Origin of the sequence: Paeniglutamicibacter psychrophenolicus (assembly GCF_030812255.1) — a bacterium.
GTDB classification, from domain to species: Bacteria; Actinomycetota; Actinomycetes; order Actinomycetales; family Micrococcaceae; genus Paeniglutamicibacter; species Paeniglutamicibacter psychrophenolicus_A.
The window spans coordinates 116721-137619 of sequence record NZ_JAUSSH010000009.1 but is presented as its reverse complement, the minus strand read 5'-3'; the positions used below and the strand labels follow the sequence as shown (position 1 = coordinate 137619).

Annotated in this window: 18 protein-coding genes; 8 read left to right on the top strand and 10 right to left on the bottom strand. The window is 66.1% G+C overall.

What is annotated here, in order from left to right; all coding sequences use genetic code 11:
• The first annotated feature begins 78 nt into the window (after window positions 1-78).
• From J2T21_RS13560 to J2T21_RS13550, 3 genes are all read left to right on the top strand, one after another.
• Complete coding sequence (locus J2T21_RS13560) at window positions 79-798, top strand: SDR family NAD(P)-dependent oxidoreductase (RefSeq protein ID WP_307581860.1); 720 nt, start codon at window positions 79-81, stop codon at window positions 796-798.
• A 359-nt stretch (window positions 799-1157) separates the two neighbouring features.
• Window positions 1158-1484: a hypothetical protein gene (locus tag J2T21_RS13555; RefSeq protein ID WP_307581858.1), complete on the top strand. Its 327-nt coding sequence runs from the start codon at window positions 1158-1160 to the stop codon at window positions 1482-1484.
• Between the two features lie 245 nt (window positions 1485-1729).
• The gene (locus J2T21_RS13550; RefSeq protein WP_307581856.1) at window positions 1730-2509 is read left to right on the top strand and encodes a type 1 glutamine amidotransferase domain-containing protein; all 780 of its coding nucleotides are present in this window, start codon (window positions 1730-1732) and stop codon (window positions 2507-2509) included.
• A gap of 135 nt (window positions 2510-2644) precedes the next feature.
• Here J2T21_RS13550 and J2T21_RS13545 read toward each other — a convergent pair whose 3' ends face one another.
• The 3 genes from J2T21_RS13545 to J2T21_RS13535 all read right to left on the bottom strand — a co-directional run bounded on the left by J2T21_RS13545 (window position 2645) and on the right by J2T21_RS13535 (window position 5763).
• Entirely contained in the window at window positions 2645-3883 is a 1239-nt protein-coding gene (locus J2T21_RS13545; protein WP_307581854.1) for a serine hydrolase domain-containing protein, read from the bottom strand.
• Window positions 3884-4193: 310 nt separating this feature from the next.
• A complete protein-coding gene (locus J2T21_RS13540) occupies window positions 4194-5435 on the bottom strand; it encodes an NAD(P)/FAD-dependent oxidoreductase (protein ID WP_307581852.1) in 1242 nt (413 codons plus the stop codon).
• Between the two features lie 142 nt (window positions 5436-5577).
• Entirely contained in the window at window positions 5578-5763 is a 186-nt protein-coding gene (locus J2T21_RS13535; protein WP_307581850.1) for a CsbD family protein, read from the bottom strand.
• Between the two features lie 344 nt (window positions 5764-6107).
• On the opposite strand from J2T21_RS13535, the gene J2T21_RS13530 reads away from it, so the two are divergent.
• From J2T21_RS13530 to J2T21_RS13515, 4 genes are all read left to right on the top strand, one after another.
• A complete protein-coding gene (locus J2T21_RS13530) occupies window positions 6108-6821 on the top strand; it encodes a cyclodeaminase/cyclohydrolase family protein (protein ID WP_307581848.1) in 714 nt (237 codons plus the stop codon).
• 710 nt (window positions 6822-7531) lie between these two features.
• A complete protein-coding gene (locus tag J2T21_RS13525) occupies window positions 7532-8239 on the top strand; it encodes an MSMEG_4193 family putative phosphomutase (RefSeq protein ID WP_307581846.1) in 708 nt (235 codons plus the stop codon).
• A gap of 9 nt (window positions 8240-8248) precedes the next feature.
• Window positions 8249-8809 (top strand): DUF3090 domain-containing protein, encoded by a 561-nt coding sequence (locus J2T21_RS13520; protein ID WP_307581844.1) that lies wholly within the window; start codon window positions 8249-8251, stop codon window positions 8807-8809.
• Complete coding sequence (locus J2T21_RS13515; protein WP_307581843.1) at window positions 8809-9576, top strand: SCO1664 family protein; 768 nt, start codon at window positions 8809-8811, stop codon at window positions 9574-9576. The genes J2T21_RS13520 and J2T21_RS13515 overlap by 1 nt, the downstream gene beginning before the upstream one ends.
• Window positions 9577-9919: 343 nt before the next feature.
• On the opposite strand, the gene J2T21_RS13510 is transcribed toward J2T21_RS13515, so the two are convergent.
• The 3 genes from J2T21_RS13510 to rpsO form a co-directional block, all read right to left on the bottom strand.
• On the bottom strand, window positions 9920-10942 hold the full coding sequence (locus J2T21_RS13510) for a DUF808 domain-containing protein (protein ID WP_307581841.1): 1023 nt from the start codon (window positions 10940-10942) through the stop codon (window positions 9920-9922).
• Window positions 10943-11286: 344 nt separating this feature from the next.
• The gene (locus J2T21_RS13505) at window positions 11287-12024 is read right to left on the bottom strand and encodes a YceI family protein (RefSeq protein ID WP_307581840.1); all 738 of its coding nucleotides are present in this window, start codon (window positions 12022-12024) and stop codon (window positions 11287-11289) included.
• A 243-nt stretch (window positions 12025-12267) separates the two neighbouring features.
• Window positions 12268-12537: a 30S ribosomal protein S15 gene (gene rpsO, locus J2T21_RS13500; RefSeq protein WP_071215675.1), complete on the bottom strand. Its 270-nt coding sequence runs from the start codon at window positions 12535-12537 to the stop codon at window positions 12268-12270.
• A gap of 343 nt (window positions 12538-12880) precedes the next feature.
• Here rpsO and J2T21_RS13495 point away from each other — a divergent pair, with 343 nt between their 5' ends.
• Window positions 12881-14041, top strand: coding sequence for a tellurite resistance/C4-dicarboxylate transporter family protein (locus tag J2T21_RS13495; protein WP_307581839.1), 1161 nt, complete (start codon window positions 12881-12883; stop codon window positions 14039-14041).
• 45 nt (window positions 14042-14086) lie between these two features.
• On the opposite strand, the gene narI is transcribed toward J2T21_RS13495, so the two are convergent.
• Genes narI through J2T21_RS13475 form a run of 4 tightly spaced genes read right to left on the bottom strand, consistent with a single transcriptional unit; the run spans window position 14087 to window position 20821 of the window.
• Window positions 14087-14833: a respiratory nitrate reductase subunit gamma gene (narI, locus tag J2T21_RS13490; RefSeq protein ID WP_307581909.1), complete on the bottom strand. Its 747-nt coding sequence runs from the start codon at window positions 14831-14833 to the stop codon at window positions 14087-14089.
• Complete coding sequence (gene narJ / locus J2T21_RS13485; protein ID WP_307581837.1) at window positions 14833-15489, bottom strand: nitrate reductase molybdenum cofactor assembly chaperone; 657 nt, start codon at window positions 15487-15489, stop codon at window positions 14833-14835. Before narJ ends, narI begins: the two co-directional genes overlap by 1 nt.
• Complete coding sequence (gene narH, locus J2T21_RS13480) at window positions 15486-17117, bottom strand: nitrate reductase subunit beta (RefSeq protein ID WP_307581836.1); 1632 nt, start codon at window positions 17115-17117, stop codon at window positions 15486-15488. Before narH ends, narJ begins: the two co-directional genes overlap by 4 nt.
• Window positions 17117-20821 carry a nitrate reductase subunit alpha gene (locus J2T21_RS13475; RefSeq protein ID WP_307581835.1) on the bottom strand — a complete coding sequence of 1235 codons (3705 nt, stop codon included), beginning with the start codon at window positions 20819-20821 and terminating at the stop codon, window positions 17117-17119. Before J2T21_RS13475 ends, narH begins: the two co-directional genes overlap by 1 nt.
• Window positions 20822-20899: the final 78 nt, after the last annotated feature.

Below are 20899 nucleotides of genomic sequence, written 5' to 3'. Positions count from 1 at the left end.
CCTTGGTCCACCCGGGTGTTGTACCTGCCTGACGGAGGTCATCACCATGACAGGAACGCTTAGAGATTGGATTGGCTCGTGCAACTCGAAAACAAGGTCGCATTCATCACCGGCGGCGAATCGGGGCACGGCCTCGCCACCGCAAGGAACTTCATCGCCGAAGGCGCCAAGATCATGATCTTTGACTTCAATCCCAAGTCCCAGGAAGTCGCCGACGAGATCGGCGCGAAGTTTGTCCAGGGCGACGTCTCGAAGGCCGAGAGCGTCCCGGCCGCCGTCGCGAAGACGGTCGAGGAATTCGGCCGCGTCGACATTGCAGTCACCTCGGCGGGCGTCGGCGGCGAGGGCGACGTCGTGACCTCCACGATCGACAACTGGGAGCGCACCAACGGCATCGACTACTCGGGCGTGTTCTACACCAACAAGTACGTCATCGAGCAGCTCCTCAAGCAGGGCGCCGGCGGCGGCGTCGTCAACCTCGCCTCGATGTTCGGCCTCGTGGCCGTCTCGAACAACATCGCCTATTCGGCCTCCAAGGGCGGCGTGGTGAACATGACCCGCTCCGCCGGGACCATGTACGCCAAGGAAGGCATCCGCGTGAACGCGGTGGCCCCGGGCGTCATCCGCACCCCGCTCATCGACGAGCCGACCCTCGAGCAGTATGCCAAGCTGCACCCGGCCGGCCGCGTCGGCGAGGCACAGGAAGTCGCCGACCTCATCACCTTCCTCGCCAGCGACAAGGCGAAGTTCATCACCGGGGCGACCATCCCGATCGACGGCGGCTACACGGTCGTCTAGACCAACATGTAGCATCCGGGCACGCCCCCTCCATCCGAGGCAGCGTGCCCGTTTTCAGAGGCCCGCACGGCATAGGGCGCGTCTCCTGCATCTGCACGGTCTTGTATACATGGTGTCAGGTGGAGGAGCACTGCGCGGTTGCCGGTTCGATCCACGCTGGTGCCTATGGCTGCCTCTGTGGGGCGGGTCTCTATGAGCGGGATTCCTGCGGGGCACGCCTTGATCATGACCATGCGGCTCCACGTCGCGTCCGCCCCGGTGCCCACCGGCATGCAGAACGAGCGGGGTATGGACCCGACCGCCGGATTCGCCCCGCGTTCGACGGCGCGGGGCTCCCGGCCATCGCCACGACCATCTCCATGTTCGCCGCCCGGTCCATCACCATCGTGATGCCGAGGTTCCTGCCCGGCGCCTTCCCCGCCAAGGCCGTCGCTGCCCCGGCCAACGTCGGCATCCCGGCGGCCTTCGTGGTGGTCCACCTTTCCGTGACCATCTTCCGCGACAAGAAGCCCGACGTCCACCGCACCTTGCGGCTTCCCTTCATGCCGGTGGTCCCGGCCTTCGGAGTGCTGGCCCAAGGGATTCCTGACTCGCGGCTGCGCCGGGAGACGTGGCTGAGGATTGCCATCTGGTGGTGGCCGGCCCGGCCATCCACCTCCACTATGGCCGCAAGCACTCGCTCATGAACCCTGACAGCCCGCGGCACCCTGGGCGCGTGGTGCTGCCGCACGGGGAAACGCAGCCCTCGGCGCCACATCCGTTCACCGATCCCCCACCGCAACACGCGGGCACCAAGAATCGGCCGGCAGACGGCAGAATACTGGTGGTTTTCAACGTTCACGGCTGCAAGGTTACGGGCGGGTGGGCATTCATGGGGTAGGCAGGCCTCGGGCGCTCGCCTAGGGTGGGAAGTGGACGAAAGGAGCACTTCATGAAGAAAATCCTCATGGTTCTGACCAGCGTTTCCGAGATCGCCGATACGGGAGAAAAGACCGGCTACAACGTGGCCGAGGCCGCACACCCCTGGAAGGTCTTCAAGGATTCCGGGCATTTCGTCGACTTCGCCTCCATCGAGGGCGGACAGCCGCCGCGCGACACGGTGGACCCTGAAGATCCCATCCAGGTCGCCTTCACCCAGGACGAAACCACGCGCGCCGGACTCTACAACACCGCCCGCGTCGCCGTCGTTGACCCCGGCCAATACGACGCGGTGTACCTCGTGGGAGGCCACGGCACCATGTGGGATTTCCCCGACCATGAAGGCCTGCAGAACCTGGTGGCCAGCGTCTACGACAAAGGTGGCGTGGTGGGCGCGGTCTGCCACGGACCGGCCGGCCTGGTGAACGTGGAACTGGCGAACGGGTTCCGCCTCGTCGAGGGCCGGAGGGTGGCGGCCTTCACCAACGAGGAGGAAGTCGCGGTCGGGAAGGACAAGGTCATCCCGTTCTTCCTCGCCGACCGACTCGAGGAACAGGGTGCCACCCACGTGCCGGCGGAGAACTTCACGGAGAACGTCGTGGTGGACGAACGCCTGGTGACCGGCCAGAACCCCGCGTCCGCGGCCCGCGTGGCCAAGGAAATGGAGAAGCTCCTGGCCGAGGTCATCCATCAGGAGAAGGTCGATGAACACGACGAGGCCGCAGCGCTTCGTGCGGAGAAGGACGCCGAAAAGGCAGCCAAGAAGGCGTCCGACGAACACCACGAGCACTGATCGCGGCAGCTCGCTGACACCGGTGGCCGCCCCCACGCGGGGCGGCTTCCACTGACCTTTTCAAAGATGCCGGTACGCCGCCGGGCCGAGGGCGGCGGCAATGCTTTCCGAGGCTTCCGGCCGCCTCGGCTTCTGTCAGCCGGCGGGGGCGGGTTCCACCGCGGCAGGCGATGCGGTGTTGGCCTCGACCAAGAGGGCCGCGGCGATGGCGTCGAAGGCACGCAGCGTGGGGAAGAGCCTGGCGGGGTCCTGCGGCACCGGCCAGCTGGACATTTTCACCGCCACGACTTCGGCGGGACGGTTGATGTAGACCATCTGCCCGTGGATGCCCAGGCACAGCAAGACATCGTCGCCGGGGTACGGGAGCCACATCTGGTTCCGGTACATCCCGCCGGGCATCAGGTTGTCCACGGGGCTGTCGGCAAAGGCATCTCGGGAGTCCGGTGCCCCGGCCAGCGTCTGGGCGATCCATTCCCGCGACAGCACCTGTTCGCCGTTCGGCGAGAGGCCCTCGTTCAGGAAGAGCAAGCCGAAACGGGCCATGTCCCGCATCGTGGCGTTGATCCCGCCATCAAATATCCCGGTGCCGAACTGGTCGATGCACATGGTGGCATCCGATTCGGCGCCCAGCTTGCCCCACACCAACTCGGTCATCAATGTGGCCATGGGCTTCTCGGACGCGGCCTCGCAGATCCAGCCGAGCAAGTCGGTCTCGCAGGAGCGGTACTCGAAGACCCCGCCGTGGGCGGTCTTGCGCACCAAGGTGCGCAGGAACGGGTACATGCCCGTGGGTCCGGGAACACCGAGGGAAGACCAGCCGATGGCCTGCTCCATCATCCGCACCCCTGAGCCCGGGTCCAGATAGTTCTCGGAAAAATCTATGCCCGAGCGCATGTCGAGCAACTGGCGCACGGTGGCCCCGGCATAGCCCGTCTCGGCAAGCTCCGGCAGGTAATCGGTCAATTGCGCGCCGTCATCGAGCACCCCGGAATCGCACAAGGCCCCCGCCACCGCGCCGACCAACGACTTGCTCATGGACATCAGCAGGTGCGGGGTGTCGGCCTTCATCCCCCCAAAGTACTGTTCGGTTAGCACCGTGCCGCGGTGCATGAACATCCACCCGTCGGTTTCGGTCGTGCCCATGACCGAACCCACGCTCACCGGAATTTCCCCGGGGACGGCCGGGGCCACCATCACCGAGTCCAGATCTCGGTGGGCTGCCGGAAGCCGCGCCGTTGGCCCTTCACCCCGTGATATCTCCGCCGTGGGCAGGAAGTCGGCCATGTGCTGGAAGGACCAGCGCAGGTTCTCGGGAAACTTCCAGCTGGTCATGTCCACGCCGGCGGGAATGTGGTCCAGGTGTGTGTCGTCCATGAGCGTTCCATATCCGTTGCTGCGACATTGAATACAGGGACACTACCACCTGGTAACCATCCCGTCCCGGTTCATTCCCGTGGCGTTCAATGCGCGCCTCCTGCCGAGGTCGGCCCGGCCTCCTCCCCGGGCACCTTTGCCCTCCGGCGCACCAGGGGCGGGGCTAATCCTTCACGCCCGGGATGAGCGTCAGGGCATGCATGGGCACTCCCGAAGCAGAGATTTCTTCCTTGGCCAGTGCCGCGCGCAACGGAGGGCAATGCAGCGGTGGTGCATGCAGCGGTTCGGTGCCGGTCCCCCGGCGCTGCCGCTAGTCCGGCTTGGCCACGAACACCTGCGTCGGGCTGTGCGTCAGGTAGCCGGCGGCCCAGGACGACAATGCACGGATCCTTTGGCGCACGCCCGGGAGCAGCGCCAGGTGCACGCCCAGCCAGGAGGCAAAGGCCAGCGGCCCCTGCACCTGGATGCGCTTGCGCCCGAGCTCGGCCACCGCCGCGCCGCGGCCCACCATCGCCATGTACCCCTTGTCGCTGTACCTGAACGGCTGGCGGGTGCCGCCGGTGAGGTCGGCATGGATGTTGCGGGCCGCCCACTTGCCCGATTGCTGGGCCACGGATCCGAGCTGGGGCAGCTTGGCTCCGGTGTCATCGGTGATGTTGGCCGAGTCCCCCAGCACGTAGACCCCCTCGACGCCCGGTGCCCGCAACTCGGGGGTGACGTCGATGCGCCCGCCCCTGCCCTGCTCCAGGCCCGACTCGGCAATGATCTTCCCGGCCTGCAGGCCACCGGCCCACACCGTGATCCGGGCGGGGATCTCGGTTCCGTCGGCGAGCGCCACCCCGTCGGGACGGACCTCGCCCACGCTCTGGCCCATGTGCAGCTGCACCCCGAGCTTTCCCAGCCGGGCCCGGGCGTAGGCCTGGGATTTCGGGGAAAAGGCGTTGAGCACGTTGGGGACCATGTCCACGAGATGGACCCGGCACCGGTCGGCAAGGGCCGGCGAGAAATATTTCGGCACGATGTACTTGATGTTCTCGGCCAGCGCTCCGGCGGTCTCCACGCCCGTGGGCCCGCCGCCGACGATGACGACGTCCGTGGCTCCGGAGTTTTCCCGCTCCGCCGTTTCCAGTGTCCGGGTCAACACGGTGCCCAGGCGCACGGCATCGTCCAGCGAGTACAGCGGGTAGGAGTGCTCCTGCGCACCGGGGGTGTTGAAGAAGTTGGGAACCGCGCCCGCGGCAATGACCAGGACCTGTCCCTGGTAGCGGGTGCCGTCAGCGGTGGTGACGGTGTGGGCGGCCGCGTCGATCGCTGTCACCTCGGCGGTGAGCACCCGCACGTCCCTGATGCGGCGGAATACCGAACGCAGTGGCCGGGCCACCGCCGAGACCCCTATTTGCGATGCCGCCACCTGGTAGAGCAGCGGCTGGAACTGGTGGTAGTTGTTCGCGTCGACGAGGAGCACCGAAATCCGCTTGCGGCCCAGCTCCCGGGCCGCGGCCATGCCGGCAAATCCGCCGCCAACCACGATGACCTGGTAATTATCGTCCATACGAGCACCATACGCTCGGACACGTCCGCGTAACAGGTAAGTTCCGGCCCCGCCCGGGAACGTAAATGCTCCCCGTTCCAGCGGTTCCCGCTGAGCGCGGAACCCGGAACGGGGAGCATTTTCGCCAATGACCGCAGCGGCCCTAGTGGCCGGTTACATCCTTGGCAGCATCCTTGAGGTGTTCCCCGGCCTGCTTGGCCTTGGCTGCTGCTTGGTCCCTGGCACCTTCCGCCTGCAGTTTTTCGTTGTCGGTGGCGTCTCCCACGCCTTCCTTCACCTTGCCGGCGGCTTCCTGCGCTTTGTTGCCAATCTTGTCGTCGAGACCCATCGGGGCCCTCCTTCGCTAGATGTAACAAGAACAATCCCGGCATCTGGCCCGCATGCGGGCCACCGCTGGGAACACCCACGCTATTTGATCGAAAGCCCGGTGGCAACAGTTTTGCATGCGTGCCGCCGGCCGCCTCGCCCGTGCCATCGCCCGCCAGGGTGCCGGGCCGTCCCGGCGCTGAAACCCGGGCGTCCACGCGAGGAGTCCGGGGCAAACAGATGGACGCGATGCCTTCGGGGGGCGCCAGAAGTGATCGAAGGCCTGCCGATAGCCGGCATCCACGTGGCTGTCCGGGTTCAACGTCCCCTGCACAAAGACGCCCGCCTTGCGGCACACTGGGTGCCATGGATGAAACGGACTCGGTGACCACCCAGGGCTCGACGGTTGAGGACTGGACCCGCGCGCTGGCGCAAGCGACAGGTTCGCCGGGCGGCGGGGCCGGGACGGGGCTGATGCTGGCCCTCGCCGCGTCCATGGCTTCGATGGTTGCCGGCTACACGGAACCCGAGGAAGACCGGCGGGCGGAACTCTCCCGCGTGCGGGAGCGTGCCCAGGCTCTCCGCGAGGAGGCCCTGCGGCTGGCCGACCAGGACGCATCCGCTTCCCTGGCCTTCGGTGCCGCGTTCCGGTTGGAACCGGGAGCCGAGCGTGATGAGGCCGTGACCCGAGCTTCCGTGGATGCCGCGAAGTCCTCGGCAGTGTTGGGCCAGCGGGCCATCGAGGCCATCGAGGCCATCGACGCCTTGGCATGGCTCGCGGTACACGGCAACCGGGCACTCATCGCCGATGTCGTGGTCGCGTTCGGCTCCCTCAGGGCGACGGTCGCCGGGGCGCGCACCAACGTCAGTTTCGACCTCGCCGCGCTCACCTCCCATGGCAGCACCATGGAACAGGTCCGCGAGCAGCACCCGGCTCTCTGGGCCACGGTCACGGACCTCAATGCCGCCCTGGAGCGTATCGACAGCCTCACGGCCGAGATCGACCATCGAGCTGCTCCCACCGACGCCGCCCCACAGGGCAGTGCGAAAAACGCAAGGGCCACACGTGGGCGCGTGTGAAAATGGTTGGTGGTTCGGCGCTGACATCGCTATCACGCATACCTTCCGCGGGCACGGTCGTAGTTCACCTGACTGGCGGGCCAACCCCTGCGTGGGCCCGCTGCGAGTTCCAACCGCACCACCGGGGTCCGGCCGAAGCCGGATGGCCAGCGCAGCCCTGCAGGGTCTTCCACAGAAGGCCCCGGGCTGCACGCAATCCCCCTCCGAGTTGAAGGACCATGTCCGCTCGGCCCGGGCACAGGCCCCATGGGTCGTGGACAGCGCCCTCATTGACTTGTACGGGAAAATCGGACCCGGATCCTGAACGAGCAGAAACGCGAAGGCCGGGAAAGTCCGTCCGCAGCCGCGTGGACTGCCCTGGAGCCAAATGCACCACAGCTGTGGGACATTTGCCGTGGCGCCACATCCGGGTCCTGCCGGACAAGAACCTCCCGCTGGATTCCCGGGACTGGTACGCCGGAGCAGCCGCGGAACATGGATGATCCAGGAACGTGCCAATGAACATGGTCATGAACTAGTCGCTGGAACGAGCCGGAGCCGCACCGCCCAACGTCGCACGGCATCCGGCGGCACCGGAATCGAAGCCGGCGCAACAAGTGGCCGGGCTGCCCGGAACCCGCCTGCCGTCGGCAAGCCGCCTTGATCCGCTCTCGACTGGTTCCCATGGCCCCGATGGAAAGGACGGTCGAGCCGATGGCTATGCTGGGTGGATGGCGACAGTTATTCTCGTGCGGCACGGCCGCACCCAGGCCAATGCCGCTGGGCTGCTGGCCGGCCGGGCAGCGGGCATCAGCCTGGACCACATCGGGATCGACCAGGCGGCCCGGGCCGCAGACCGGCTCGCGGCCGTGCCCCTGGTCGCCGTGGTATCCAGCCCCCTGGAGCGCTGCCGGCAGACCGCCCGGTTCCTCCTCGACCGCCAGGCCGGGGCCCCGTACGCGCCGGTCGAACCGGATCTCATCGAGTGCGATTACGGCCGGTGGCAGGGCCGCACGCTCGATGACCTGGCGACCGAGAGCCTCTGGTCGGTGGTGCAGTCGCAACCCTCAGCCGTCACCTTTCCCGGCGGTGAATCATTGGCCGCAATGCAGGCCCGGTCGGTGGCAGCGATTCGACGCCACGATGCAGCCTTCGAAGCAGAGTACGGGCCAGGGGCAGTATGGGCTGCGGTGACCCATGGCGACCTCATCAAGTCAATCCTCGCCGACGCACTTGGCATGCACCTTGACCTGTTCCAGCGCATCAATGTGGGCCCCGCCTCCATGTCCATCGTGCGCTATGGCGCCAGCCGGCCGACCGTCCACGCGACCAACACCGACGCCGGGGATCTTGCGTGGCTCGCGAACAGCACCCCTTCCGGCGACGCACCGGTGGGCGGCGGGGCAGGGCAAGAGACGCCACGATCCCCCGGAGCCTAAGATGGTTGCATGCCTACACGCGTTCACGAGTTCATCTGGCCTGATCGGGTCATTGTCGGCACCCTGGGCCTGCCGGGGTCGCGCACGTTCTACCTGCAGGTGCGCGCAGGGACTCAGATCGTCAGTATTGCCTTTGAGAAGCAGCAGGCGGCCCTGCTTGCCGAGAAGGTCGATGAAATTCTCGACCAACTGATGGCCCTCGAGGGCAACCCCTTCAGTGTTCCCGCGAGCACTCCCATTGAACTGGTCGACAACGACCAGCTCGAGGCCGTCCAGGAGCAGTTTCGCACCGGGGCCATGGGCCTGGGCTGGGACCCCACGACGGCCCAGGTCGTCATCAAGGCCTACCCGATCACCGAGGTCGATGACAACGACGACGAAGACGTCGAATTGCCTGATGCGTTTGACCCCAACGCGGACGAAATGCTGCTGGTGAGCATGCCGGTGGGCTCCGCCCGCGCATTCGCCAAGCGCACCCGCGAGATCGTGGCCGCCGGGCGTCCGATGTGCCCGCTCTGCGGCTACCCCATGGACGCCGACGGACACACCTGCACCCTTCCCGAGAACTGATGCCGGAGCCCGACCTGGCAAACGCGGAGCTGACGCTCACCGGCCGCATCACCACGGCTTCAAATGCCACCTTCATGGGCAGCATCGGCGACGCGGTGGTCGTCTACAAGCCTATTGCAGGTGAACAGCCGCTGTGGGATTTTCCCCACGGCGCCCTGGCCCACCGGGAGCTGGCCGCCTACCTGGTCTCGCAGGCCCTGGGCTGGAACGTCGTGCCGCACACCTGGCTGCGCGACGGCCCGCTGGGTGAAGGAATGGTGCAGCTCTGGCAGGAGCAAGATCCCTCCCAGAATGCCGTGGACCTGGTGGTTGCGGACGACGTGCCGCACACGGGCTGGAAGCATGTTCTTGAGGGCCGGGATGAGGAGGGGCGGATAGTCGCCCTCGTCCATGAAGACTCGCAGGCACTCCGACGCATGGCCGTTTTCGACGTGGTCGTCAACAATGCCGACCGCAAAGGCAACCACGTTCTTGCCATGGGGGACGGACATCGGTACGGCGTGGACCATGGGCTCACTTTTCACCGTGACCACAAGCTGCGGACGGTGCTGTGGGGTTGGAGTGGAGCCGCCCTGGACGCAGGGGAACTCGACGGGGTGGACCGAGTCATCCAAGGACTGCACGGCCAGCTGGGACGCGACCTGGCGGCCCTGCTCAGCGCCGAGGAAATCTCCGCGCTCGGCGCACGTTGCACGCGGTTGCGCCTGGCCCGGCGGTTTCCGGCTCCGAGCGGTGGGATGCCGGCGGTGCCCTGGCCGCTGTTCTAGGGAAAGCACAGTTGCCGGCGGGAGCAAGCGCCTGTCGTCTTCCAGATGCCGCCCAGGGGAAACATCAAGAGCCCGACGAACCGGGAAATCCGCAACCGGAGGCCACACCGACAGACGGCGCGACTCCCCCGCTGTCATCCGCTGCGGCGCCCCACACACGCCGAGGGCACCAAACAGGTCCAAGCCCGACTGGTCAAACATGCTGATTGACCGATCCCCGAGACCGTGCGGCTGGGCACGACACCGAAGAAGTGGCACCCGGAAAGAACGGTGCCGGAGCACTGGCTGGAAAATGAGCCCCGTATGCGGACAGCAGGCATTCCTGGGGACCTCCTCCTCCTGCTCACGGGGCGGGATCCACGGTGTCCTTCCCCGGCCGATACCCGGCGATTTCCGCCCTGAGGTCGCCCTCCTCGTGTCTGTCCTTCGCCTTGCCCATCGGCAGCGCCTTGAGCAGCGGGTGCACAATGGCCATGACGACACTTCCCCAGATGATTCCGAGGATGGCCGAGCACAGGGTGTTCACGAGCCAGGCCAGGAAGCCGCCCACCGCGGGGATCGAGGCGAAAGGCGTCTCAAGAACATGGACCAGGTCGTAGGGGGCATGCCACCCGAGGTCGTAGGAGCCCTGCAGCATGATATGTCCACCCACCCACAACATGGCGATCGTCCCGACAAAGGTGATTGCGGCCAGCACCGCGGGCATGCCCCTGACCAGCGCCTCGCCGAAGCGCCTGGCGCCCGCGGAATCCTGGGTGGCCAGGTGCAGGCCGATGTCGTCCATCTTCACAATCAGCCCCACGGCCCCGTACACGAGCACCGTGATGGCGAGCGCCACGACGATAAGGATGATGGCCCGCGAGAGCAGGGACTCGGTGGCCACCTCGTTCATGGAGATCACCATGATCTCGCAGGAGAGGATGAAGTCGGTGGTGATGGCGCCCTTGATGACCTTGGCCTCCGCCAACGGTCCGCGGTCGACCGCCGGGGATTTTGCCGCCTCATGGTGTCCGCGGAGCTTGTGCCACACCTTTTCGGCGCCCTCGTAGCAGAGGTAGGTGCCACCGGCCATGAGGATGAACGGAATGATCCCCGGGAGGAATGCGCTGATCAGCAACAGCGCCGGCAGGATGACCAGCAGCTTGTTGCGCAGCGAACCCCAAAAGATCTTCTTGATCATTGGCAGTTCACGGGAGGGGTCGGCACCGGAAACGTACTGCGGGGTGACGGCGGCATCGTCGATGACCACCCCGGCTGCCTTGGCTCCCGCCTTCGCGGCGCCGGCGGCGACGTCGTCCACCGAGGCGGCCGCGATGCGGGCCAGGGCCGCGACATCGTCCAGCAGGGCGACGAGGCCGCCGCTCACAGAGCGCCCCGGCGTTGCTCGAGGGCGGACGAGTGGTCGTGGAGGCCTCGGTCGAGGCGCATATTTGGCATGTTCCGAGTATATGGCGGCGAACAGACCACCGGCCACGGGGGAACCGGGAGTCGGCAGCACAGGAAAGGCCGACCGTCGATGGTTTCCCGCCCGCCGCAGGGGATGCCGGTGGGCGGAAACCGGCAGCGTCGCTGGCCGAAAACCAATTTGTTGAACCCCGACAAGGCAGGTTCGAATGCCATGGCCCGACGGATTCACGGACTATCCGTCAGTGACGGTCCTCGTTGAACGAACACCAGTGCGGTGCGCTCCGGATCGTTTTCCGGCCGTCCTCAGCCCCGCGCGACATTCAGCGAGAACTCGATGAAGCCCGAGTCCTCCACGGCGACGAACCCGAGGTTCGGCGCCTCGACACCGAATTCCGCCCAGGTCATCGGGATCTGGCCGACCAACTGTGCCGAGCCGTCGGCCAACACGCCCTGGACGTCGGCATCCACGGAAACCGTCTGGCCGTTGAGGGTGAGGTCTCCGGTGATGGCGAAGGCCTGCGTGTCACCCTCAAGCGCCCCCGACACGTCAACGGGTTCGGTCAGCGTGAACGTTGCCTCGGGGTATCGCGACGTGTCGATGGCCGTCGTGCGGAAGTACTGGTCGCGGCGATCGGAGTCCGTGCTGATGGTGTCCACCGACAGCTCGATGTCCGCGGCCGTCAGCCGGTCGTCCTCGACGGTCAGGGAACCGCTCACGTCCTTGGTGCGTCCGGTGACCGTCACGTCGGCTCCGTTGAGGACTTCTTCCAGCCGGTATCCGGCGAAAGACCCGGCACCGACGGTCCAGGTGCCCGAGTGGTCCTCGGCCGCCGTTGCGGCTCCGCTCTGCCCCGTCGTTTTCGACGCTTCGCCGCTGGGCGTTGCCGACAAGGCCGGAACGGCCTCGGCCCGGGCGGAAACATTGGCCGCGTAGATGCGGCTACCCACGAAGATGCCCGCAACAACGATCGCCGCCACCAGGGCGATGATCCATATCAGGCGCTTGTTCTTCGGGCGGGCGGGTGCCGGCTGGTCGGTCATGGGTTCTCCTGATCGGTCGCGCCGATTCCCGGCGAAATTTTTACTTGATCCTCAAATCATTTCACCGCGTTCGGCGCCCCTTGCCGAAAAGTGCGCCATCCCGCGAAGTTCACCAAAATTACACAGGCGGCAAACAGACTGCCGCGGAACCCTGGACCCGGCACCGCCGCCCTCCGGGCAAAAAAATTCCCCGGCGCCCTGTGACGGGAACCGGGGAATCTCAATCAAACCTAGTGCCAAGAATTAGCGACGCAGGCCGAGGCGCTCGATCAGCGAACGGTAGCGCTCGATGTCGGTGCCCTTGAGGTACGCAAGCATGCGACGACGACGACCAACCAGGGCCATCAGGCCGCGGCGGGTGTGGTGGTCATGCTTGTGCATCTTCAGGTGCTCCGTCAGATCCAGGATGCGACGTGACATCACGGCAATCTGGACCTCCGGCGAACCGGTATCGCCTTCGCTGGTGGCGTAGGCCTTCATGATTTCCTGCTTGACAGCGGCGTCTAATGCCACAATAACTCCTAGAGTTGTACCGCGTTTCAAAACACCGTCACCGGCAGGTGCACTCGCAACCGCGGACTGCAGCGGGCACCGCAGAAAAGTCTACCAAGAACTTGGCCCCTGGCGGCACGCCTCGAGACGCAACGCACATGATCCGCTCCTTGCCGGCACCGGTTCCCGCCAAGCAATCGGTGCGCCGATACCGGCGTTTCCTGTCGATGTGCCTGGCTTCTCTGGCCACGGGACTCTTGGATGCCTAGGGTGAAGGCATGGAGACAAGACCAAGAGGTCCGGAATCCGGCGATCGGGCCACGCCCAACAGTCGGAACGCGGTTCGTGCGCGGGAAAATGCCGCATGCCTGCCCTCCGTTGGACCGGTGCCGTAGCCATGCTGGCCCCCGACGAATTCAGCGAAGGGCAGCTCAATCCCGCCAATGCCCCAATCCCCGGTGTTGAAAAACCCTCTGGCGGCCTGATCGCAAACCTGCCGCCGGCTTCCTTTTCCTTCGTGATGGCCACCGGAATAGTCTCGACCGGCCTGGATCTCTATGGCGCGCCCGTCCCGGCATTGGTGCTGTTCATCATTGCGGTGCTCGCCGGCATCGTGCTCGCCGCGGCGACCCTGCTGCGATTGATCGGGATGTTCGGCAGGGTGGTGCGCGATGTCCGCAGTCCCGGACGCGCCTTCGGATTCTTCACGATCGTCGCCGCCGCCAACGTGCTTGGCGCAAGATTTGAGATGTACGGCTGGATGTCCACGGCCATGGCCATGGCCGTGGTGGGTGCCGTCGTGTGGGTGGTGCTCAACTACACGCTGCCAACGGAGTTGCTGGTCGCGGAGCGCAAGAACCCGATCATCGCGGAAATCAACGGCAGCTGGTTCCTGTGGGTGGTGGGAACCCAGTCCGTTGCCGTGGCCGCAGCCATGGTGGCCCGTTTGGGCGGATCGGAGCTGCTGGCCGCTTCCGCCGTGGGGCTGTGGGGAGTCGGGGTGATGCTCTACCTGATCGTGGCCACCCTGGTCACGATACGGTTGCTCACCCACCCCGTGGACCCGGCATCCCTGAGCCCCACCTATTGGATCTACATGGGTGCCACCGCCATCTCGGTGCTGGCCGGATCCCGGATCCTGCTGTTGCCCGCGCAGATGCCCATCATGGACACCGCGGCGCCGGCAGTTGCCGGGATCAGCTTCATCCTGTGGGCCCTGGGCCTGTGGTGGATCCCGTTGCTGCTGCTCTTCGGGATCTGGCGGCACGTGCTGCGGCACCGGCCCCTGCGCTATGAAATCAGCCTGTGGAGCATCGTCTTCCCGCTGGGCATGTACGCCAGCGCCAGCAATCTCTTTGGGACCGTCGAGGGGCTGGACTTCATGGTGGGGCTGGGCCGGATCATCATTTGGGTGGCGCTGTTCGCCTGGCTGGCTTCCTCCCTCGCCATGGCCCATTCGGCGTTCTCCTGGCTGCGCGGCCGCCGCAACCTCCGTGGAACGCGAACGGGGCCCTCCACGCCCTGAAATCTCCGGCCCCGTTCCGGGGACATGGCATGGTTGGCGCGCCGCTCACTTGGGGCGGCGCGGGATCGTATCGACCTTGTCCCAGCCGCGCCGGTGCGCGCGCGAGCCCTCGTGGGCGTCACGGCTGCGATACAGCACATAGGGGCGGAAGAGGTAGCCCACCGGCGCGGTGAACACGTGCACCAGGCGGGTGAAAGGCCACAGCGCGAACAGCGCAATGGCGGCAATCGCGTGGAACTGGAAGCTCAGCGGGGCGCCAACCATCAACTCCGGCTGCGGGTTGAAGTAGAAGATGCTGCGGAACCAGACCGACACCCCTTCCCGGTAGTTGTAGTGCCCCACCACCCCGGAGGCGGTGTTCACCAGTCCGCCCACGATCACGATTCCGAGCACCAGGTACATGATCTTGTCCATCACGGTGGTTGCCCCCATCACCGCCTTGGTGAAGCGGCGCCGGTAGAGCAGTCCAATGAATCCCACAATGGTGAAGACCCCGGCAACGGCACCCACCGAGATCGCCATGAAGTGGTACGCCCCATCCGAAATGCCCACGGCATCTGTCCAGGTCTTGGGGATGCCAAGTCCCATGACATGGCCGAGGAAGACGGCCAGGATGCCAAAGTGGAACATCGGGTTGGCCCAGCGCAGGATGCTGCTCTCGTACATCTGGCTCGAGCGCGAGGTCCATCCGAATTTGTCATAGCGGTAGCGCCAGATATGCCCCAGGACAAAGACCGTCAGGCAGATGTAGGGGAAAATCAGCCACAGGAATACTTCCCATCCGTTGTTCATCATGCGCCTCCCTGAATCGGTGCCAAGTCCGGCATTCCATAGGTGTCCAGTCCAACCTGTTCGTCCGCGGGCCCTTCGGCAATCAGCCGCGCCACGATTTCGTGGTCCTTCCCCTTGAGCAGCGGGAGGGTGGAACAGACCGATTCGACCGCACCGGACCATGCCGAGCCGGTCTCGCGCAGGTGAAGGCGCAGCAGCTCCAGGCCCGCCCGGTTGTCCAGGATGATCTTCAGGCCCGCCTTGGCGTCGGTTAGCGCGCCGAACTCCAGGACCACGCACAGGTGGTCCGGCAGCTGCTCCGGGGCCAGCTCCAGGCCCGCCCGGGCGTAGACCTGCTTGATGCGCAGCAGCGCCAGCCCCCGCTTCCTGGTCTCGCCGTTGGAGAAGTAGGTCAGGAACAGGCAGCCGCGCCGGCGGGTGTCGAAGGTGTCGACGTATTGGCTCTGGGTGTCCGCCACCCCGGGCCGGCGCAGGTAGCGGATTGTTTCGAGCAAACCCGTCCCGATCCTGGCCGGCAGGGACGCGGCGACCTCCTCGAGCAGGTCCAGGCGCGAGAACAGCAGCTCGTCGGGATAGTCGAGCAGGATGGAGGCGCACTGCCAGGCCGCGGTGACTTCCTCCGGGGAGTATTTCAGGGCCGGCACCTTGGGCGTCACGGGGTGCCTCCCGTGGCCGGCGGCGTACCGGGGAACAGCCCGGTGGGCGTGCCCTGGCCGTTCCAGTTCAGCAGGTTGATGCGGACCCCCTCGGGACGGCCCGGGACATCCGGTCCCCCGCCGCCCGGGTCGGAGCCAAAGGAATCATCCATGCCGCCCATGCCGCCCATGCCCGGTCCCCCTTCGACGTCCAGCGAACACTCCGTGGCGATGTTCTCCAGCTTGTGGGCGTCCTCGTAGTGGGCCGCCGGGATCACGTAGCGTTCCTCGTATTTGGCGATGGCCAGCAGCCGGTACATGTCCTGGACCTGCTGCCCGGTCATCCCCACCGATGCGGCGATGGACTCGTCGGGTTCCCGTCCCATGTTGATGTCGCGCATGTAGGAACGCATCGCCGCAAGCTTGCGCAGCACCCGGTCCACCGGCACCGTGTCCCCCGCGGTGAAGAGCCCGGCCAGGTACTCGATCGGGATCCGCAGCTTGTCGATGGCCGCAAACAGGTTGCCCTGGTGCTCCGGGTCTTCCCCGGTCTCGCCGACCGCATCCACGACCGGGGACAGCGGGGGGATGTACCAGACCATTGGCATCGTGCGGTACTCGGGGTGCAGCGGCAGGGCCACCTTGAATTCGTTGATCAATGCCCAGATCGGCGAGCGCTGGGCCGCTTCCACCCAGTCGTCCGGAATGCCGGCCAGCCTCGCCTCGCGAATGACCTCGGGGTCCCGGGGATCCAGGAACACGTTGCGCTGGGCCTCGTAGAGGCCGTGTTCGTCGGTGGTGGATGCCGCCTCCAGCACCTTGTCGGCGTCGTAGAGCATCAGCCCGAGGTAGCGCAGGCGCCCCACGCAGGTCTCAGAGCAGATGGTGGGCTGGCCGATCTCGATGCGCGGGTAGCAGAAGGTGCATTTCTCGACCTTGCCGGTCTTGTGGTTGAAATACATCTTCTTGTACGGGCAGCCGCCCACGCACTGGCGCCAGCCGCGGCAGCGGTCCTGGTCCACCAGCACGATCCCGTCTTCCTCGCGCTTGTAGATGGCCCCGGTGGGGCAGGAGGACACGCAGGAGGGGTTCAGGCAGTGCTCGCAGATGCGCGGCAGGTAGAACATGAAGGTCTGTTCGTATTCGAACTTGATCTTGTCCCCGACCTGCTTCAGGATCGGGTCGTTGTGCGTGTTCTGCGTCGACCCGGCCAGGTCGTCGTCCCAGTTCGAGGACCAGGTGATCTTGGTGTCCTGCCCGGTCAGCAGCGACTTGGGCCGCGCCACCGGCATGTGCTTCTGCGCCGGGGCGGTGGTCAGGTTGTCGTAGTCGTAGGTCCACGGCTCGTAGTAGTCCTTGATGCCCGGCATGTTGGGGGCCGCGAAGATGGTCATGAGGTTCTTCAGCCGTCCCCCGGCCTTGAGCTTGAGCCGGCCGCGCTTGGTCAGCGTCCAGCCGCCCTTCCACTTCTCCTGGTCCTCGTAGGTGCGCGGGTATCCCTGGCCGGGACGGGTTTCGACGTTGTTGAACCAGACGTGCTCGGCTCCGGACCTGTTGGTCCAGACCTGCTTGCAGGTGACCGAACAGGTGTGGCAGCCGATGCACTTGTCCAGGTTCATCACCATGGCCATCTGCGACATGACACGCATCAGTACTCCACCTTCTGGTTGCGGCGGCGGATCACGGTGACCTCGTCGCGTTGGTTTCCCGTGGGCCCCATGTAGTTGAAGGCGTAGGTCTGTTGGGCGTAGCCGCCGATCATGTGCGTGGGCTTGATCATCAGCCGGGTCAGCGAGTTGTGGTTTCCGCCGCGCTGGCCGCTGGTCTCCGACAGCGGCATGTCGATCAGCCGGTCCTGGGAGTGGTACATGTAGACGGTTCCCTCGGGCATCCGGTGCGAGACGATGGCCCGGGCGGTGACGGTGCCGTTGCGGTTGACCGCCTCGATCCATTCGTTGTCCTGCACCCCGATCTTTTCCGCGTCGATCGGGCTCATCCAGATCCCCGGCCCGCCGCGGAACAGCGAGAGCATCAGCAGGTTGTCCTGGTACTCGGAGTGGATGGACCATTTGTTGTGCGGGGTCAGGTAGCGCACGGTGACGCCCGCCGAGGACGTGGAGCCGATCTCCGGTTCGTCGAAGAGCGCGGTCATGTCCAAGGGAGGGCGGAAGGTGGGCAGCGACTCGCCCAGCTCGGTCATCCAGTCGTGGTCCAGGTAGAAGTGCATCCGCCCGGTGAGCGTGTGCCAGGGCTTGAGCCGTTCGACGTTGATGGTGAACGGGGAGTAGCGCCGTCCCCCGGATTCGGAGCCCGACCATTCCGGGGAGGTGATCACGGGCACCGGCCCGCGCTGGGTGTCGGCAAAGGTGATGCGCTTGCCCTCGTGTTCCGAGGCCAGGTCGTGCAGCCTGGTGCCGGTGCGCTTCTCCAGCGTCTTGAAGCCCTCGGTCGCCAGGCGCCCGTTGGTGGTGCCGGAGAGCATCAAGATCATCTCGCAGGCCTGGAAGTCCTTGAGGATGTCCGGGCGCCCGTGGGCCACGCCTCCGCGCACGACCCCGTTCTTCTTCTTCAGCTCCTCGATCTCCGGGCCCAGCTCGAAGGTGATGCCCTTGGTGGTGGCGCCCAGGGTGTCCAGCAGGGGCCCGACCGACCGCATCTTTTCCCCGATGGCCGTGTAGTCCCGCTCGACCTCGATGATCCTGGGCATGGTGACGCCCGGCTCGGGCTCGCATTCGCCATGCTTCCAGTCCCGCACCTTTCCGTGCGGAGCGGCCATCGCGTCGGGGGTGTCGTGGGTCAGCGGTGCGGCGACCACGTCGGTCTGCGTTCCCAGGTGGCGTTCGGCCAGCTTGCTGAAGACCCGGGAAATCTCCTGCCAGGCGTCCCAGTCCGTGCGCGCGAGCCAGGGCGGGGAGATGGCGGGGTTGAAGGAGTTCACGAACGGGTGCATGTCCGTAGTGGACAGGTCGTATTTCTCATACCAGGTCGCCGCCGGCAGCACGATGTCCGAGTGCAGGGTCGAACTGGTCATCCGGAAATCCAGCGTGGTCAGCAAGTCAAGCTTGCCGATCGGGGCCTTCTCATGCCATTTCACGTCCTTGGGCCGGAACCGCTCGGCCGTTTCCTTCGCCGTGATGGTGTGCGAGGCCCCCAAAAGGTGGTTGAGGAAGTACTCGTTGCCCTTGGCCGAGGAACCGATCAGGTTCGAGCGCCACAGCGAAAGCACCCGGGGGAAATTCTCCGGGGCGTCGGGGTCCTCCGCGGCGAAGGCCAGGCGCCCGGCCTTGAGCTCATCGACCACGTAGTCCGCAGCGGTTTGCCCCTTTTCCCGGGCCTGGGCGCCGATGACCAGCGGGTTGCGGTCAAAGGTGGGGTAGGAGGGCATCCAGCCTAGGCGTGCGGACTGCGCGATGACGTCGGCGGTCGTCTTGCCGGCCAGCTGGCCCTTGCCGGTGCGGGCGGTGAGCGCGTCCGCGCCGAACTGGTCGTAGCGGAACTGGTCGGTGTGCAGGTACCAATAGGCGGTCTGCACCATGTTCCGTGCCGGACGCATCCAGTCAAGGGCGTTGGCCAGCTGCGTGTATCCGGTCAGTGGACGGACCTTTTCCTGGCCCACGTAGTGGGCCCAGCCCCCGCCGTTGACCCCCTGGCATCCGGTGACCGTGGTCATGGTCAGGAAGGTGCGGTAGATGGTGTCGGAGTGGAACCAGTGGTTGGTTCCGGCACCCATCAGGATCATGGACCGGCCCTTGGAGTCTTCCGCGTTCTGCGCGAACTCGCGGCCGATCCGCGCGGCCGCGGCCGCCGGGACCCCGGTGATCCTTTCCTGCCAGGCCGGGGTGTACGGGGAGTCGGCGTCGTCGTAGCCGGTGGGCCACTGCCCCGGAAGCCCGGGGCGTCCCACCCCGTATTGGGCCAGCAGCAGGTCAAAGACGGTGGTCACCAGCCGGCCGGCGACCCGGCGGGCCGGGACCCCGCGGCGGATGACCCCGATGTTGCCCTGGCCGGCGTCAAAGCGCGGCATGTCCACGCTCACGTTTTCATCGGAGTTGTCGATCAGCGTGAGCCTGGGGTCGATGTCCCCCAGGTCCAGGTTCCACTTGCCCACGCCCGTTTCGCCGTAGCGGTGGCCCAGGGTGCCCGGGGGCACCACCAGGGAGTCGGTCGCCGCATCCACGAGCACGGCCTTGAAGGCCGCGTTTTCCTCCTCGGGGGCGATTTCCGTGGTCAGGTCCTCGGCGGTGAGGAACTTTCCGGCGGTGAAGGTGCGTGCCCCGTCCGCGTCTTGCGCCTCGTCCAGGATGACCAGGAACGGCAGGTCGGTGTATTTCTTCACGTACTCGGTGAAGTAGGGGGTCTGCCGCTCGACATGGAATTCCTTGAGGATCACATGCCCCATGGCCATCGCCAGAGCGCCGTCGGTGCCCGGCTCGGCGGCCAGCCATTCATCGGCAAACTTGGTGCTGTCGGCAAAGTCGGGAGACACCACGACCACTTTTTGCCCCCGGTAGCGCGCCTCGGTCATCCAGTGCGCGTCGGGGGTCCGGGTCACCGGGACATTGGAGCCCCACATCATGAGGTATCCGGCATCCCACCAGTCCCCCGATTCGGGCACATCGGTCTGGTCGCCGAAAACCTGCGGGGAGGCGACCGGCATGTCGGCGTACCAGTCGTAGAAGCTCAGCATCGAGCCACCGATCAGGTTCACGAACCGGGCCCCGGAAGCGTGGGAGACCATCGACATGGCCGGGATCGGCGAGAAACCGGCCACCCGGTCCGGCCCCCACTTGCGGATGGTGTGCACGTGCGCGGCGGCGACGATCTCGACCGCCTCGTCCCAGCTGGCGCGCACCAGTCCTCCCTTGCCGCGGGCCCGTTTGTAGCGCTGCGCGCGTTCCGGGTCCTCGGTGACATCCGCCCAGGCCAGCACCGGGTCCTTCAGCCGGGCCTTGGCTTCCCGGTACATCTCCAGCAACACCCCGCGGATGTATGGATAGCGCGTGCGGGTCGGCGAGTAGGTGTACCAGGAGAAGGAAGCTCCGCGCGGACAGCCGCGCGGTTCGTATTCCGGTTTGTCGGGCCCGGTGGTGGGGTAGTCGACGGCCTGGGTTTCCCAGGTGATGATGCCGTCCTTGACGTACACGTTCCACGAGCAGGAGCCGGTGCAGTTCACCCCGTGGGTCGAGCGGACCACCTTGTCGTGGCTCCAGCGGTCGCGGTAGAACGCGTCCCCGGTGCGCCCGCCGACCTTGAGCAGCGTTCGTCCGTCGGGTGAGACCTCCTGCTTGCCGGTGAAGAATCTCCGGGTGCTGATCAACGCATCCGTCAAGCCGGAGTTCATGCTGGTGCCCATGCCGAACCTTCTCCCCCGGCGCAGGAACGCCGGAATCAATCGGTGCACTTGCCCAGGCCCAAATGGCAATTGCCGGTG